Source organism: Mesorhizobium sp. M0074 (assembly GCF_040322975.1).
Taxonomy (GTDB): domain Bacteria; phylum Pseudomonadota; class Alphaproteobacteria; order Rhizobiales; family Rhizobiaceae; genus Mesorhizobium.
In genome coordinates this window covers 151,081-166,478 of sequence record NZ_JAMYUM010000006.1, presented here as the reverse complement: position 1 = coordinate 166,478, position 15,398 = coordinate 151,081, and the positions used below count along the sequence as shown (strand labels likewise).

General features: G+C 63.9%; 12 protein-coding genes. 10 read left to right on the top strand and 2 right to left on the bottom strand.

Annotated features, from left to right (window positions below; genetic code table 11):
• Window positions 1-10: 10 nt before the first annotated feature.
• The 10 genes from NKJ73_RS10790 to NKJ73_RS10745 all read left to right on the top strand — a co-directional run bounded on the left by NKJ73_RS10790 (window position 11) and on the right by NKJ73_RS10745 (window position 13,290).
• Window positions 11-856, top strand: coding sequence for a carbohydrate ABC transporter permease (locus tag NKJ73_RS10790; RefSeq protein ID WP_023676031.1), 846 nt, complete (start codon window positions 11-13; stop codon window positions 854-856).
• Window positions 853-1,695: a carbohydrate ABC transporter permease gene (locus NKJ73_RS10785; protein WP_023676032.1), complete on the top strand. Its 843-nt coding sequence runs from the start codon at window positions 853-855 to the stop codon at window positions 1,693-1,695. The genes NKJ73_RS10790 and NKJ73_RS10785 overlap by 4 nt, the downstream gene beginning before the upstream one ends.
• Before the next feature lie 21 nt (window positions 1,696-1,716).
• Complete coding sequence (locus NKJ73_RS10780) at window positions 1,717-2,757, top strand: ABC transporter ATP-binding protein (protein ID WP_023676033.1); 1,041 nt, start codon at window positions 1,717-1,719, stop codon at window positions 2,755-2,757.
• Window positions 2,758-2,789: 32 nt separating this feature from the next.
• Entirely contained in the window at window positions 2,790-4,070 is a 1,281-nt protein-coding gene (locus NKJ73_RS10775) for an amylo-alpha-1,6-glucosidase (RefSeq protein WP_023676034.1), read from the top strand.
• Window positions 4,071-4,262: 192 nt separating this feature from the next.
• Window positions 4,263-5,663, top strand: coding sequence for an SWIM zinc finger family protein (locus NKJ73_RS10770; RefSeq protein WP_023676035.1), 1,401 nt, complete (start codon window positions 4,263-4,265; stop codon window positions 5,661-5,663).
• Between the two features lie 305 nt (window positions 5,664-5,968).
• Window positions 5,969-7,093 (top strand): DUF5691 domain-containing protein, encoded by a 1,125-nt coding sequence (locus NKJ73_RS10765; protein ID WP_352569333.1) that lies wholly within the window; start codon window positions 5,969-5,971, stop codon window positions 7,091-7,093.
• A 20-nt stretch (window positions 7,094-7,113) separates the two neighbouring features.
• On the top strand, window positions 7,114-8,193 hold the full coding sequence (locus tag NKJ73_RS10760; protein ID WP_023676037.1) for an ATP-binding protein: 1,080 nt from the start codon (window positions 7,114-7,116) through the stop codon (window positions 8,191-8,193).
• A gap of 4 nt (window positions 8,194-8,197) precedes the next feature.
• The gene (locus tag NKJ73_RS10755) at window positions 8,198-10,456 is read left to right on the top strand and encodes a DUF5682 family protein (RefSeq protein WP_352569332.1); all 2,259 of its coding nucleotides are present in this window, start codon (window positions 8,198-8,200) and stop codon (window positions 10,454-10,456) included.
• Window positions 10,449-11,705: a VWA domain-containing protein gene (locus NKJ73_RS10750; protein ID WP_352569331.1), complete on the top strand. Its 1,257-nt coding sequence runs from the start codon at window positions 10,449-10,451 to the stop codon at window positions 11,703-11,705. Before NKJ73_RS10755 ends, NKJ73_RS10750 begins: the two co-directional genes overlap by 8 nt.
• A gap of 184 nt (window positions 11,706-11,889) precedes the next feature.
• Window positions 11,890-13,290 carry an FAD-binding oxidoreductase gene (locus NKJ73_RS10745; RefSeq protein WP_352569330.1) on the top strand — a complete coding sequence of 467 codons (1,401 nt, stop codon included), beginning with the start codon at window positions 11,890-11,892 and terminating at the stop codon, window positions 13,288-13,290.
• Between the two features lie 35 nt (window positions 13,291-13,325).
• Here the strand turns inward: NKJ73_RS10745 and NKJ73_RS10740 are convergent, their stop codons facing one another.
• The gene (locus NKJ73_RS10740; RefSeq protein ID WP_352569329.1) at window positions 13,326-14,255 is read right to left on the bottom strand and encodes a pseudouridine-5'-phosphate glycosidase; all 930 of its coding nucleotides are present in this window, start codon (window positions 14,253-14,255) and stop codon (window positions 13,326-13,328) included.
• Between the two features lie 12 nt (window positions 14,256-14,267).
• On the bottom strand, window positions 14,268-15,377 hold the full coding sequence (locus tag NKJ73_RS10735; RefSeq protein WP_352569328.1) for a carbohydrate kinase: 1,110 nt from the start codon (window positions 15,375-15,377) through the stop codon (window positions 14,268-14,270).
• Between the last annotated feature and the right edge of the window lie 21 nt (window positions 15,378-15,398).

Sequence of the window (15,398 nt, the reverse complement as noted above, 5' to 3'; positions counted from 1 at the left end):
AGAGCGCTCCATGCACAGCAAGGCCCTGCCCTATCTGCTGCTGACGCCGGCGACGCTGTTCCTCTGTGTCTTTTTCCTTTACCCGTTCGTGTTGGTCGCCTTCGAGGCGTTCACCCGCGACGGCGGCTTTACGCTCGACAATTTCCGTACCATGGCGGGCAGCTGGAAGTTTCCGGTCACTGTCCGCAATACGCTGCTGCTGAGCGCCATCGTCGTGCCGATCCAACTGGTGATGGCGCTGCTGATGGCAACGGTGGTGTCGCGGCTTGAAACCGGGCGCAGCGCTGCGCTTTACATCTTCGCTATTCCGCTCGGCATCTCCGATCTCGCCGCCGGGCTGATCTGGCTCGCCATCTTCGACCAGTCCGGCTTCCTGAACACCTTGCTCTCCAATCTCGGCGTCATCGACAGGCCGGTTATGTTCCTCGGCTACCAGAGCAAGCTGACGATCTTCATCGCCGTGGCGCTGGCTGAGATCTGGCGCGCGACCGCCATCATGATGGTCATTCTGGTCGCCGGCATGGGGCTGATCCCCCGGGAATACTACGAGGCGGCGGAGGTCTTTGGCGCTAGCCCGTGGAAGCGCTTCATCAAGATCACGCTGCCTCTGCTGCGCCCAAGCCTGCAGACCTCGATCATCCTGCGCGTCATCCTTGCCTTTGAGGTCTTTGCCGTGGTTGCAGCACTCGGCGGCACCAATCTGCCGGTGCTGATGGGCGAGACCTACAATTGGCAGTTCACGCTGCAGGACCACAATGTCGCCGCCGCCATGGCGCTGTTCATCCTCGCCATCTCGATCGGCTTCACGCTGTTCTTCCTGCGGGTGCTGCGTGTGCCGAAGGAGACTCGCATATGAGCACTGTCGCGGAGCTCTCGATCGCCGCGCCTGAGGCCCGCAAAGCCGGCAACTGGTTGCTGGTCGCAACGGTCATCCTGCTTTGCGTCTGGGTGCTGCTGCCGATCTATCTGTTGATCGTCAACGCGCTGTCGTCGCCGGAAGAGGTGACCGCCTTTCCCAAGCGCTTCTTCCCGTCATTCGATTTCGGCAGCCTTTCTTTCTTCATCAATTTCGCCGGCGTCGCCAAGGCGCTGTGGAACTCCGTTCTCGTCGCCACGCTGACGATGCTCCTCTCGATCGGCTTCGGCGCACCCGCGGGCTACGCGCTGTCGCGCTTCGAATTCCCGGGCAAGGAAACGTTCCGTTTCCTTGTGCTGATGACCCGCGCCTTCCCGCTGCCGCTGCTGGCGCTGCCGCTGGCGGTGATGTTCATCCGCACCGGCCTCGACGACACCGCGATCGGGCTGGCGCTGGTCCACACCACGCTGGCGCTGCCGTTTGCGGTGCTGATCACCTTCTCGCTGTTCTCCGGCATTCCCGTCGAGCTGGAGGAGGCGGCCTGGACGCTCGGCTGCACGAGATTGCAGGCATTCCGAAAAGTCATTCTGCCGCTGGCGCTGCCGGGCATCGCGGCGTCGGCGGTGTTTGCCTTCACCATCTCCTGGAACGAGGTGTTTGCTGCCGCAGTGCTCACCATAGAGAACCGGACGCTGACTGCCTTCCTGTTGCAGAGCCTCGGCGAATCGCCGCTCTACCTCAAATTTGCCGGTGGCGCGGCACTGGTCATTCCGGCGCTGATCTTCATCTTCGCCGTTCGCAAATATCTGTTCGCCATGTGGGGGATCGCCAACCGATGACGCGCACAAAAGAGAACGCCGATGGCTGAGATCGTCATCAAGCAGGTGGCAAAACGTTTCGGCGGCTTCACAGCGCTGCATTCGATCGACCTGACCATCGCCGACCAGGAATTCATGGTGCTGCTTGGCGCCTCGGGTTGCGGCAAGACCACGCTGCTGAGGATCGTCGCCGGGCTGGAAACGCCAAGCCAGGGCGAGGTCTGGATCGGCGGCCGTCGCGTCGACCATCTGCCGCCGCGCGAACGCGGCATCGCTATGGTGTTCCAGAATTACGCCGTGTTTCCGCACCTGACGGTATTCGAGAATATCGCCTTCGGCCTGCGCATGAAGAAGCTGCCGCAGCAGGAGGTCGACGGGCGCGTCAACCGCACCGCCGAGCTCATGCATATCGAACAGCTTTTGAAGCGCTATTCGGGCCAGCTTTCCGGCGGTCAGCGCCAACGCGTGGCTGTGGCCCGGGCCCTGGCGATGGAGCCTGACGTGATCTTGATGGACGAGCCGCTGTCCAACCTAGACGCGCTGCTGCGGCTCGAAATGCGCGCCGAGCTCAAAGGTGTGCTCGCGGCGTCCAAGACCACCACCATCTACGTTACCCACGACCAGGTCGAGGCGATGAGCCTCGCCGACCGCATCGCCGTCATGCATCAGGGCCGTATCGTCCAGGCCGCCTCGCCGGTAGAGGTCTACCGCAATCCGGCGGCCCGCTTCGTCGGCTCCTTCATCGGCAACCCGCCGATGAATTTCATCCCGGCGACGAAGACGGCCGACGGCAGTTGGACCGTCGCCGGGCTGACGCTGCCCGGCCCCAAATCGGACAAGCAGACGATAGAATTCGCCATTCGCCCCGAGGATGTGGACGCCGGCAACGAAGGTATTAACGCCACCGTGCGCGTTGTCGAGCCGCTCGGACCGCACACGCTGGTCACCTGCGACGTCGAGGGCGGCCTGTTCCGCGCCATCCTCGAATCGAATGCCACGGTCGCCGTCGGCGATCACTTGCGGCTTTCGCCCAAACCCGATCGCGTCCGCTGGTTCGATCCCGAAACCACCAACGCCCTTTGATCCCCTTCGATTCTGAAAGTACGAACGCCCCGATGATATCTCTTGCTGTCGACGAAACCATCGCCCGCGCCGTCGAGGTGCTCAGGGAAAATGACCAAGGCACCTATACCATACCGACCAAGGGGCTCTACCCGTTTCAGTGGAACTGGGATTCCTGCCTGACCGCGCTCGGCCTTGCCCACTATGACGAGGCGCGCGCCTGGACCGAGATCGACACGCTGTTCGCCCACCAATGGCCAGACGGCATGGTGCCGCACATCGTCTTCCATGTCTGGAGCGACGGCTATTTCCCCGGGCCGGAGGTCTGGCGAACCAACCGCCCGACTGCCACCTCCGGCATCACCCAGCCGGCGGTCGCCGGCTTTGCCGTGCGCCGCTTGTTCGACCAGGCCAAGGACAAGGCCCTGGCGGCCGATCGCGCCCGCGCGCTGTTGCCGAAAATCGATGCCTGGCACCGCTGGTTCTACGAAAATCGCGACCCGGACGGCGAAGGGCTGGTCGCCATAATCCACCCATGGGAGTCCGGCCGCGACAACTCGATCGACTGGGACGAGGCGTTCGAGCGCGTGCCGACCGAAGGCGTCGAGCCCTACACCCGCCGCGACATCCTGCACGCCGATCCGGCGCATCGTCCAACCAAGGCACAGTATGACCGCTATGTCTGGCTGTTGCAGCATTTCCGCGGGCTTGGCTGGGATAATGCCCGGCTGCACGATGCCTCGCCATTCCAGGTCGTCGATCCCGGCTTCAACGCCATCCTGATCCGTTCCGCCGCCGACCTTGCCGATCTCGCCGAGGCACTTGGCGAAACCGAAATCGCAGAAGCCAATCGCGCCCGTGCCGAAAAGGGGCTTTCGGCAATGGAACGGCTGTGGAGCGACGCGCATGGCCAGTACATTTGTTTCGACCGAGTGGCCGGAAAGCATGTTGACAGCGCGTCGGTCGGCGGCATTCTGTCGGTATTTTCGGCCATCCCGGAAAGCCGGGCAGCGACCATCGCTGCAACGATCGAGCGCATCGCCGGCAAAGCGCGTTACATCGTCCCGTCGCACGATCCTGAGGATGGGCGCTTCGACCCAAAGCGCTACTGGCGCGGCCCGGTCTGGCTGGTGGTCAACTACATGATCGCCGACGGCCTTGCCGCCGCCGGCCACAGCCAAATCGCACAACGGATCACGCAATCCAGTCTCGAGCTGATCGCCGAGAGCGGTTTTGCCGAATATTACGATCCCCTCAGCGGCGAGCCGCTCGGCGGCAATCGCTTCACCTGGACCGCGGCAATGGTGATCGAGTTCCTGAAGGGCAGAGCCTGAACGCTTCCGCCTAGGCCGCCGGCTACCAAAGCCCGTTCTGTCTGCCGAATAACAGTCGACCCCATTTGCGTCTGAGGCATGTCCCGGCCCATCAAAACAGGGCCAAGGCATGCCAATCTTCACCATGCCAGAGCTATAATAATTCTTCACAAACCGCTATCTATACTGCGTCGGGGCGGGGAGAAGCGCGGCTTGGAATTCGATCTGAAAACCATTGAGGCGCTTGCTCCCGATCAGGCGTCGCTGAGCGCCGCCTCCAAGCTCACCAAACGAACGAACTGGCCGCGGCTCGAAAAGCATGAGCAGCAGGCGCTCATCTGGGGCGAATGCCAGGGCTCCGGCTCCAATCCTTATCGAGTGGTGGTCGACACGGGTGATCACGGCTACAAATGCACCTGCCCTTCGCGCAAATTCCCATGCAAGCACACTCTGGCCCTGATGTGGATTGCCGCCACCGCGCCAGCCAGTTTTGCCGCTGCCAATACCACGCCGGAATGGGTGAATGACTGGCTTGGCCGACGCAGGAAGACAACGCCACAGCCGGCGCAACCGGTACCCGGTGCGGAAGCCAAGCGCATCGGCGAAGCCTCACAAGCCGACGAGAGCACCGCCATTGAAGACATCGCGGCGCTGGAGCGTCGCGAGGCGGCGCAGCGCAAGCGGGCGGAAAGCACACGAGAAGCAGTGTCGGCTGGGCTCGATGAGCTTGACCAGTGGATTGCCGACCAGTTACGGCTCGGTCTGTCCGGGTTTGTCGACGCCAGCAGCGACCGTTGCCGGCGGATTGCTGCGCGGCTGGTCGATATGAAGGCAGCCGCGCTCGCCGGCCGTATCGACGAGATTCCGTCGCGGCTGATGGCGCTGCGCAGCGAGGAACGGTCTGATGCGGCAATCCGCGAGCTCGGCAAGCTCGTGCTGCTGGCCAAGGCGTGGCGGTCGGAGCCCGACGACCCCGAGCTGAAGCGCCTCGTATCAACGTCGGAACCCCGCGAACAGGTTCTCAGCAGTCCGGATGCAAGACAGGTTGAAAGCCTCTGGGAAGTTCTCGGCGAGAAGATCGAGAGCCGCCGCGATGGTCTGGTCAGCCATTCGACCTGGCTGCTCGATTTGAAAAGCGCCACCCCGCAATTTGCCGTGCTGCTCGACTTTTTCCCGGCTTCGGCCGGGCGCCGGTCCAACGCTTTTGCACCAGGCGACCGTTTCAATGCCCGACTGGTGTTTTATCCATCACGCCTGCCGCTCCGCGCCCTCGTGGTGGAGCGCATGGGGGAGGTTGTGCCCGGCGCGTGGCCCGATTTTGCTTTTGGCACCGCGAAGGATCCGCTCGCCACGCATGCTTCCCATCAGGACGCCGCGCCCTGGATCGCCGATTGTCCCCTCATGCTGCCGCCCGGTGCTATCCTGCTCGACGATCGGGGCACGGCATGGTGGCAGGCGGAGGATGAACCGCAGGGGATCGCCTTGCCGATCGCCGGCGCGGTAGATCAAACCTTGCTCGGCCTCGACCTTGCAGCCACGGCAGCGCTCTGGAACGGCGCCCGGCTTGAGCTTCTGGCGGCGCAAAGCGAGTTCGGGAGGCTTGATCTGGCGTGAACGAAAGCGAGCAAACAGGCCTGGCGGCAATGCGCGATTGCTGGATCACCGGCGGTGCTACGTTCGATCTGGCTCCGGCCGGATGGAAGGCAATCGCCGGCGGTGCAAGTCCCGACGAACAGGAGCGCCGGCTCCTGGCAATCGCAGCACAAGCGCTCGACGTCGCGCTGCGGCCGGCCGCGCCGACGACACTCAAGCGTCGTCCGCCGCTGCCCAGACTTGCCCTGCCCATTCTGCCGGCACGATTTCGGCCGTTGTTGAGAGCCGCTCTGAAGCACGCCGCCGACGCGAGGCGAAAGGCACGCGTGGCGGCGCTCGTCGCCAGCCGCGGCTTTGTGCTCCATCCCATGGACTGGATGCCCTCGGATCAGAACAGCCCTGACGTCTACGCACCATGGGTAGACTGGCAAGCAAGCATGAACGGGGAAAGGCTTGCCCCACAAGAGAAACTGACTGCGGAAAACTGGGATGAGTTCTATCCCGCCGCGCGACGCTTGGCCCTTGCCGATATGCGCCGTACTGACCCGACATCGGCTCGAATGTTGATCGAAGCCAAGGCGTCGGGCGAACCGGCGGAAGTCAGACTTGCGCTGGTCGAGCTTATGCGCTTCGGCCTGAGTGCCGAGGACGTGCCTTTCCTGAAAAGCCTTTCCGCCGACAGGTCCGGCAAGGTGCGCGAACTGGCTGGCCGGCTGCTGGCAAGATTAGGAGAGCACGTTCGCCCGAGCGACGGTGGACCGGACGATCCCGTAGCCGAACTCGCCGCCTTTATCACTGAAGGCAGATCGGGCTTCATCCGCCGCCGGACGATCTACACTCCAGCAAAACTAAAATCCCAAGCGCAGGAGCAACGCCGCGCCGAACTGTTCGAGATATGCAACCTCGTCGAGGTTGCCGAACGGTTCAACACTACGGAAGCCGAATTCATAGGAGGCTGGCAATTCGGTGCCGACAATAAAGCCGACATCCTGATCGCACGAATGGTCGCCGCCTCAGGGAGCGAAGCCGCCCTTACGCAGATGGCGGATACACTTATCGCCGAAGGCGGCAAACCGGCGCTGTTCGTGCTTCACCTCATGCCGCGCCTGGACAGCCGCAGAAAGCGTGTCCTCATCAGGCTGATCCTCAAGGAGACAACTTATCTTGGCATGATCAACCTGGCGGAAGGCATCGATGTCGACTGGCTGGAATGGGACGACCTGACGAATGGACAGGCGCTCGCCGCACTGCGTTCCGCCGCCGGCGGAAAAGACGACGCCGCGCGGCGGGGTCTCGACGATGTACTGGAGACGATCGGCTTCCTTGCCACCGCGACCACGGCAGCGAAATTGATCGACGACATGGTCGCGGCGGGCGTGCCGCCCGCGGCTCCTTCACTCGGGCTTCTACGTCTCAATGCATCACTGGCGGGGCCTGGAAGCAACACATGACCAATCCGGAGAACAGCAAAATGAACGCAGCCATCCGCCTCCCGGTCGAGCAGGCCTACGCTTCGGAATTGCAGGCGCTGGCGCGCGATGACGACCGGCAGAGGCCTGCCGGCTGGAGCCTGTCGCCACAGGCTGTGCTGACCTATTTGCTAGGCGGGAAGGCCGGTGACGGCACCTTGGTAACGCCAAAATATGTCGGTCGCCGCCGGTTGATGGAAACCGCGGTAGCGACGCTCGCCACCGACCGTGCACTCTTGCTGCTCGGCGTTCCCGGAACCGCCAAGTCCTGGGTGTCTGAACATCTTGCCGCCGCCATCATGGGCGACTCGACGCTGATCGTGCAGTGCACGGCCGGCACCGACGAGAACCAGATCCGCTATGGCTGGAACTATGCGCAGCTACTGGCAAAGGGCCCGAGCCAGGAAGCGTTGGTGCCGACGCCGCTCTACCGAGCCATGCAGAACGGCAAGCTCTGCCGGCTGGAGGAACTGACCCGCATGGGCTCAGACGTGCAGGACACGCTGATCACCGTGCTTTCCGAAAAGATGATGCCTATCCCGGAATTGAACACCTCGATCTACGCCCAGCGCGGCTTCAACATTATCGCCACGGCAAACAACCGCGACAAAGGTGTCAACGAGCTCTCCTCGGCGCTCAAGCGTCGCTTCAATGTCGTGGTGCTGCCATTGCCGGAAGACATGGCCGAAGAGGTGGCGATCGTCTCCAAACGGGTCGACGAGATGGCTGGCGGACTCGACCTGCCGGTGCCGAAAAATGTCGGCGAGGAGATCGCCCGTGTGCTGACCATTTTCCGCGAATTGCGCTCCGGCGCGACTGCCGACGGCAAGGTGACGCTGAAGACGCCTTCCGGCTCGCTGTCGACCGCAGAAGCGATCGCCACGATGGTTGGCGGGCTCAGCCAGGCGGCGTGGTTCGACAGTGGCAAGCTCGGCGCCGAAGGTCTCGCCGCCAGCCTTGTCGGCGCGATCGTGAAGGATCCGGTACAGGACAAGGTGGTGCTGGAGGAATATCTGGAAACCGTGCTCAAGAAGCGGGCCGACTATGCCGGCTATTACGCGGCGCTGAACGCAGCGATCTGACGCCATGGGCCACGGCGACATTGCCTATTTCGGGATACGCCATCACGGGCCGGGTTCCGCCGACAGCCTGGTGCAGGCACTGAAGGATTTGAACCCGGTCGCCGTGCTGATCGAGGGACCGATCGACGCCTCTGAGCTTCTGCCCATGCTGGCCCGCCCCGAAATGCAGCCGCCTGTGGCGCTCCTTTGCTATCCGGAGGACGATCCGGCTTCGACAAGCTTCTGGCCTTTTGCCGAGTTCTCGCCCGAATACCAGGCGGCGCTTTGGGCTGTGGGCAATAAGGCGACGTTGCAGTTTATCGACCTGCCGTCATCGGCACGGTTCACCACTGCTGCGATCGGTGGCGCGGAGGACACCGATGCGACCGAAGCTACCCAAGCCCCCGAGGATGGTGACGCGGCTCCGCTTCCGCGTGATCCGATAGCCATGCTGGCACACGCCGCCGGTTATGAGGACGGCGAAAGCTGGTGGTCGGACATCATTGAACAGAACCCGGAACCCGGCCCCATATTTGCGGCCATCGCCGATGCGATGACGACACTGCGGAATGGTGAGGGTCCGATCGCGCAGTTCGAAGCCAAGCGCGAGGCGCATATGCGGCTCGAAATCGCCAAGGCGCGTAAGCAGTTCGACGGGCCGATCGCCGTCGTCTGCGGGGCATGGCATGTGCCGGCGCTGCAGGCCACCCACACTCAGAAAAACGATCAGGTCCTGATCAAGGGAATTGCCCGGCGCAAGAGCACAATGACATGGGCACCGTGGACGGGACCGCGCCTGGCGCGGGGATACGGCTATGGCGCGGGCGTTGTCGCACCGGGCTGGTGCAAGCATCTCTGGCGCACGCGCGGCCGGCGCGATGCGGCGACCCTGTGGCTTGCGACGATCGCCGCCGTGCTGCGGGCGAAGGGTCACCTGATCTCGACCGCTTCGTTGATCGAAGCGGAGCGGCTCGCCCGGACGCTAGCCGCGATTCGCGAACGACCGAAACCCGGATTTGAGGAATTGCGCGACGCCGCGATCGCCGCCCTCTTCAACGGCGAAGCGTTGCTGTGGGGGCTGGTCGAGGCCGAGCTGCTTCTGGGTTCGGACGTCGGCGAAATTCCGCCCGACACACCGCTGGCGCCACTGATCGAGGATCTGCAGCGTAGCCAAAAGGCGGCGCGCCTAAAACCCGAGGCGCTGGAGCGGGAACTGTCGGTCGACCTGCGAAGCGAGAGCGGGGTGTTTCGCTCGACATTGCTGCATCGGCTGCACGTGCTTGGTGTGCATTGGGGCAGACTGACCGATGCCGGTCGCAGCCGTGGCACCTTCCGCGAGCGGTGGACCCTAGCGTGGGAACCGGAATATGCCGTTCGTCTGGTCGAGAACCTGATCTACGGGCCGACCATCGAAAAGGCTGCCAATGGCCGCCTGATCCAGATGATCGAAACGGCGGCGACGCTCGATACGCTTGCGGCACTGGTCCAGAGCGCCATCACTGCAGGCCTGTCGGAAGCATCGACTGCCGGCCTCACGGCGTTGGAGGCACGCGCGGCGCGCAGCAGTGAATGCCTGGAGATCCTGGCGTCGGTGCCGCCGCTCGCCGACATTGTCCGCTACGGCGAGGCCCGCAAAACGCAAACGGACCGGCTGTCCGGCCTCATGGAGCGGCTGATCGTCGAAGGTGCGATCGCGCTTCCCTACGCTGCGCGCGATCTGGATGAGCAGGCCGCCGCGACACTGGTTGGTGCGATGCGCAAGGCCGATGAGGCGATCAGGCTGGTCGAACCCGGCCAAGACGTGCTGGACGGATGGCGCAACGGGCTGGCGGCCGTACTGGAGGCGTCACGGTCGACGGCGCTGCTGGCCGGGTGCGCCGCACACCTGCTGTATGAAGCTGGTCGCCTGTCCGCCGAAGCCGCTGCCGGGCTGCTCGGGCGACGCCTGTCACCGGGGACGCCTGTCACTGACGCGGCCGGGTTCTTCGAAGGCTTCTTCAGCACAGCCGGTCAACGGCTGATTTATGACGAGGGTCTGCGCGGTGCGGTCGATGGGTGGCTCAGATCCCTGGACGAAGATGCTTTCATCGCGCACCTGCCGTTGCTGCGCCGCGTCTTTTCCAATCTGGATCGCATGGAACGCCGCCGGCTGATCGAAGCGGTCCTCGGCCGCGCCGCGCGCTTGCCGGCTGGCCTGACGCCGACGCCGGATGGCGGCGAGGCATGGCGCCGGCACCTGGGGCTGCTTGGACCATTGCTCAACGGAGAAACCGGCAATGGATGACGAGGCCGAAATGAACGAACCCGGCCCGCTCACTGCCGATGGCGGAAGGGAGCGCCGCTGGCGACTGGCGATCGGCGCCGATGACGAAACGTCTGGGGCACTTTCCAGCGACGACAAACGGCTTTCGGCGGCACTCGACGCTCTCTACGGCGACGGCATTAGCGCCGCTTCTGCCGACCCACGCAAGCGGCGTGGCGGCCTTGGCCGGTCGGCGCCGCGCGTTGCACAATGGATGAGCGACATCCGCTCCTTCTTTCCGGCGCAGGTCGTCCAGATCGTCCAGAAGGACGCCTTCGAACGGCTGGACCTGAAGCAGATGCTGATGGAACCGGAATTCCTCAAGGCGATCGAGGCGGACGTCAATCTCGTCGCCGACCTGATTTCGCTGCGCTCGGTCATGCCGGCCAAGACCAAGGACATTGCCCGGACGATCATTGCCGATATCGTCGGCAAGCTGATGCAGAAGCTGGAGCAGAAGACCGCCGAGGCGATACGCGGCGCTCTCGATCGATCGAGACGCACCAACCGCCCGCGTGCACGCGATATCGACTGGCAGCGCACTATTTCGGCGAACCTTCGCCACTATCAACCCGAGCATAGGACCATCGTGCCGGAGAAACTGGTCGGCTTCATGCGCAAGCAGCGCCGGCTTGTCGATCTGGATGAGGTCGTTCTCTGCGTCGACCAGTCCGGCTCGATGGCAAGCTCGGTGGTCTACGCCTCGATCTTCGCGGCTGTGATGGCCTCGCTGCCGGTTGTGCGCACCAAGCTTGTCTGCTTCGATACGGTGATCGTCGACCTGACCGAAGAGCTCAGCGATCCCGTCGAGGTGCTGTTCGGCGTGCAGCTTGGCGGCGGCACCGACATCAATCAGGCGGTCGCCTATTGCGCCGACCGTATCGAACGGCCCACCAAGTCGCATCTGGTGCTGATCACCGATCTCTATGAAGGCGGTAATGGCCAGGATCTGCTGCGGCGACTGGCAGCGCTGGTTCGATCCGGCGTAAATGTCGTCGTGCTTCTGGCGCTGACCGATCAAGGCCGGCCCGGCTACGATCCCACAATGGCAGGCTCGGTAGCAGCCCTTGGTATTCCCGTCTTTGCCTGCACGCCGGATCTGTTTCCGGACATGATGGCTGCGGCCTTACGCCGCGACGATATCGGAGCATGGGCGGCAGGCGCCGACATCAAGGTGGTCCGCGCCGAAACGCAGGCGTCGAGCCACCCATCACCAACTGCCACAGTTTGACAAAACGCGGTCCGCGCCTATGGTCGACCTGTTACACAGGAGCGGTGCATGGCGACAGCAACCGACTGCATTTTTGGCGGGTTTTCCGCATGTTTCTTTCCAGCGAAATTCGCGTCAAGCCGCTCCTGCAATCCTCGCCGGTCTTCGCGTGCGTTGCATCGATATCTGCGCGCCAATAGCATCCGTGAGCGCCCTCTCCTCGCGAACCGCCGAGCTTCTGTCGCGACTTGAGGGTCGGCTCGATCGGTCGGCGATCGTCTCGGCAGATGAGGCCGGGCCGCGTTACAGGGAAGACCCCGACGGCAAGACCGGTGCGCGGCCGGAGGTCGTGCTGCGACCGCGCACTGCCGGCGAGGTGTCGGACATACTGCGCCTGTGCAATGAGGCGGGGCAGAGGCTCGTGGTCCAGGGCGGCCGGACCGGGCTTGCCGGCGGCGCTCGCATCCAACCCGGCGAAGCTGTGCTGTCGCTGGAGCGCATGACTTCCGTTGAAGCTCTCGACCGCGAGGCGGCGACCATCATCGCCGAGGCCGGCGCGCCGCTGCAAGCGGTGCAGGAAGCCGCCGATGCGGCCGGCTTGCTGTTCGGCGTCGACATCGGAGCGCGCGGCACGGCCACCGTCGGTGGCAATGTCGCCACCAATGCCGGCGGCATCCGTGTGCTGCGCTACGGCATGTACCGGGCGCAGGTGCTTGGGCTGGAAGCGGTGCTTGCCGACGGCAGTATTCTGACCTCGCTCAAGGGTTTGGCGAAGGACAACTCCGGCTACGATCTCAGCCAATTGTTCATCGGCAGCGAAGGCACGCTCGGCGTGGTCACACGCGCATGCCTGCGGCTGCATCCGAAGCCGGCCACCGAGATCAACGCCTTCTGCGCGCTTGCTTCGCTCGACGCGGCGATCACGTTGCTTGCGCTGCTCAGGCGGAAGCTCGGGCCCTTGCTGTCGGCCTATGAGGTGAATTTCGCACCGCTCTATGGCGCCATGATCGCCGGCATGGAGGCGCAGGCGCCGCTGCCCGCCGGCTCGCCCGTCTATGTGCTTGCCGAGATACAGGGCAGCGAGCCCGACCGCGACGGCGAACGTTTTGCCGCGGTGCTGATGCAGGCGGTTGAAGATGGCGTGATCGACGACGTGGTCGTCTCGCAATCGCCGCGCGAATTCCGGGCGCTCTGGGCGGTGCGAGAAGAGGCCAACCGTTTCCTGTTTTCGATGGCAGGCCTGATCGGCGTCGATATCAGCATCCCACTGGCGAGAATGGCGACTTTCCTGGGCGAAACAGAAGCCGCCATCAGGGCCGTCGACCCTGGCGCCGACATCTACGTCTTCGGCCATCTCGGCGATGGCAATCTGCATTATCAGGTCCGCACCGCGGATCCGGCGGCCGCATACGGCATCGTGTACCGCGGTGTTGCCACCGCCGGCGGTGGCGTTTCGGCCGAACATGGCATCGGCCTCGACAAGAAGGAATGGCTGCACCTTGTGCGCAGCGACGCCGAGATCGCGGCCATGCGCCGCCTGAAAGTAGCCTTCGACCCGAACAACATCCTCAATGCCGGGCGCATCTTCGACCTCGCGCCGGGCTGAAATCGAAGGCCGGTAGCGCTGGCCGGATACTGTCTCTATCTGGTCGCGCTCTTCAATTCCGCATGCGCAACCGCAATGCGGGCAGCAAGCGCGGCGTTGTTGCGGACCAGCGCGATGTTGGCCTTCAGGCTGCGGCCTTGCGAAAGCTCATTGATGCGTGCGAGCAGAAATGGCGTTAGTTCCTTGCGCCCGATGCCGCGCTTCTCGGCCTCAGCCACGGCCGCTGCGATCGTGCCGTCGATGAACGCCGGATCGAGCGCGTCCGCTTCGGGGATAGGGTTGGCGACGAGAATGCCGGTGCCGGATTCCATCTCGTCATGCAGCAGCATGGCTCGCGCGATCTCGTCGGGCGTGTCGAGGCGATGATCGGCCTTGAGCCCGCTAGAGCGGGTGTAGAAGGCCGGAAAATCGTCGCTCCGGTATGCGATCACCGGCACACGCTGGGTCTCCAGGTATTCCAGCGTCTTCGCAATATCGAGGATCGACTTAACTCCGGCGCAGACGACGGTCGTGCCGGTTTGGCCGAGTTCGGTCAGGTCGGCGGAGATATCGAAAGTGGCTTCGGCGCCGCGATGCACGCCGCCCACGCCGCCGGTCGCAAAAATGCCGATCCCGGCTAAAGCGGCGATCCGCATCGTCGCCGAGACGGTGGTTCCGGCCGAGCCGCCGCGCACCATGATGGCGGCGAGATCGCGCCCGGAAGCCTTGACCACGCCCTTTGCCGCTGCCAGCTCTTCCAGTTCACGGTCGTCGAGGCCAACCTTGATCTTGCCGGCGACCACTGCGATCGTGGCGGGCACGGCGCTGTTTTCACGCACTACGGTCTCGACACCACGGGCAGTTTCCAGATTGGCCGGATATGGCATGCCGTGGGTGATAATCGTCGATTCCAATGCCACCACCGCGCGGCCTTCATCAAGCGCAGCAGCGACTTCATCGTTCAGGCGGACAAGGAAAGGTTTCATATCATCTCGCTTTCAGGCAGGAATGCGGTACATGCCGGCGGCAAGGAAGCGCGGCGACAGATCGGGATGGACGCTGGATTCGCTCTCGGTGGTCAGTGTGGCAAGCAGCGCGCCGGTGCGCACGGCATGAGCGACCGGCTCACCCGAAAGCACCTTGTACAGTGTGCCGGCGATCATCGCGTCACCGGCGCCGGTGATATCGACGGGCTGCGCCGGGACGGAGTGCATGGTCGTCACACCGCTCTCGGTCGCAACCGCAAATCCATGCGCGCCCACGGTCACGACCACCTCGCCGGCGCCGGCCGCGCGCAGCGCTGCCGCTGCTTCCTCCGGCGTCAGCCGCCTGTCGGCATCCGTCATGCCGAGCATCGTATTGGCCTCGTCATGATTGGTGAACAGAAGATCGATGCCGGTCAGGTCCTTCGGCAGGCGCGCTGATTTCGGCGCCGATACCGTGTCGACTGCGAGCTTGAAGCGCGCACCCTGCTTGCGCGACATCAGTGCTGCGAGGGTCGCGGCCGGCAGATTGCAGTCGATGAACACCCATGTCGCCGAAGCCAGATGCGGCCAGAAGCGGTCGAGATAGGACGACGAAAACAGATCGAAGATCTCCATGTCGGCAATGCCGAGCACGAGGTCGTTGTTGCGGTCGAGGATGGCCGCGTATTCCGCCGTCGGCCGTTCCGTGGTGGTGATGACCTGGCTGACATCGGCGCCGAGGTCGCGCAGATGCCGCACCAGTGAGCGGCCGGTTTCATCGTCGCCGACGATCGAGACGAAGCTTATGTCGACGCCGAGGCGGGCAAGGTTTTCGGCGACGTTGCGGGCAACCCCGCCGAAGCTGCGATAGCCGTCGACCGGGTTCGACGTCTCGAAAATCAGATCCTTCTTGGCGTGGTATTTGCGGTCGAGCACCGCGCCGCCGACGCAGACCATGCGCTTGGACGTCGGCAAGACGTAACCACGGCCGAGAATGTATCCCTTGTTGACGAGTTGCACGATGTGGGCCGCGACCGTCGAGCGGGCGATGCCGAGCACCGTTGCTATGTCCTGCTGGCCGGCGAATGGGTTCGCCGCAATGAGGTTGAGAACCGCTTGTTCCTGTGCTCCAAGGTCGTCCATTGTCTCACCCGGCCGTCAAAT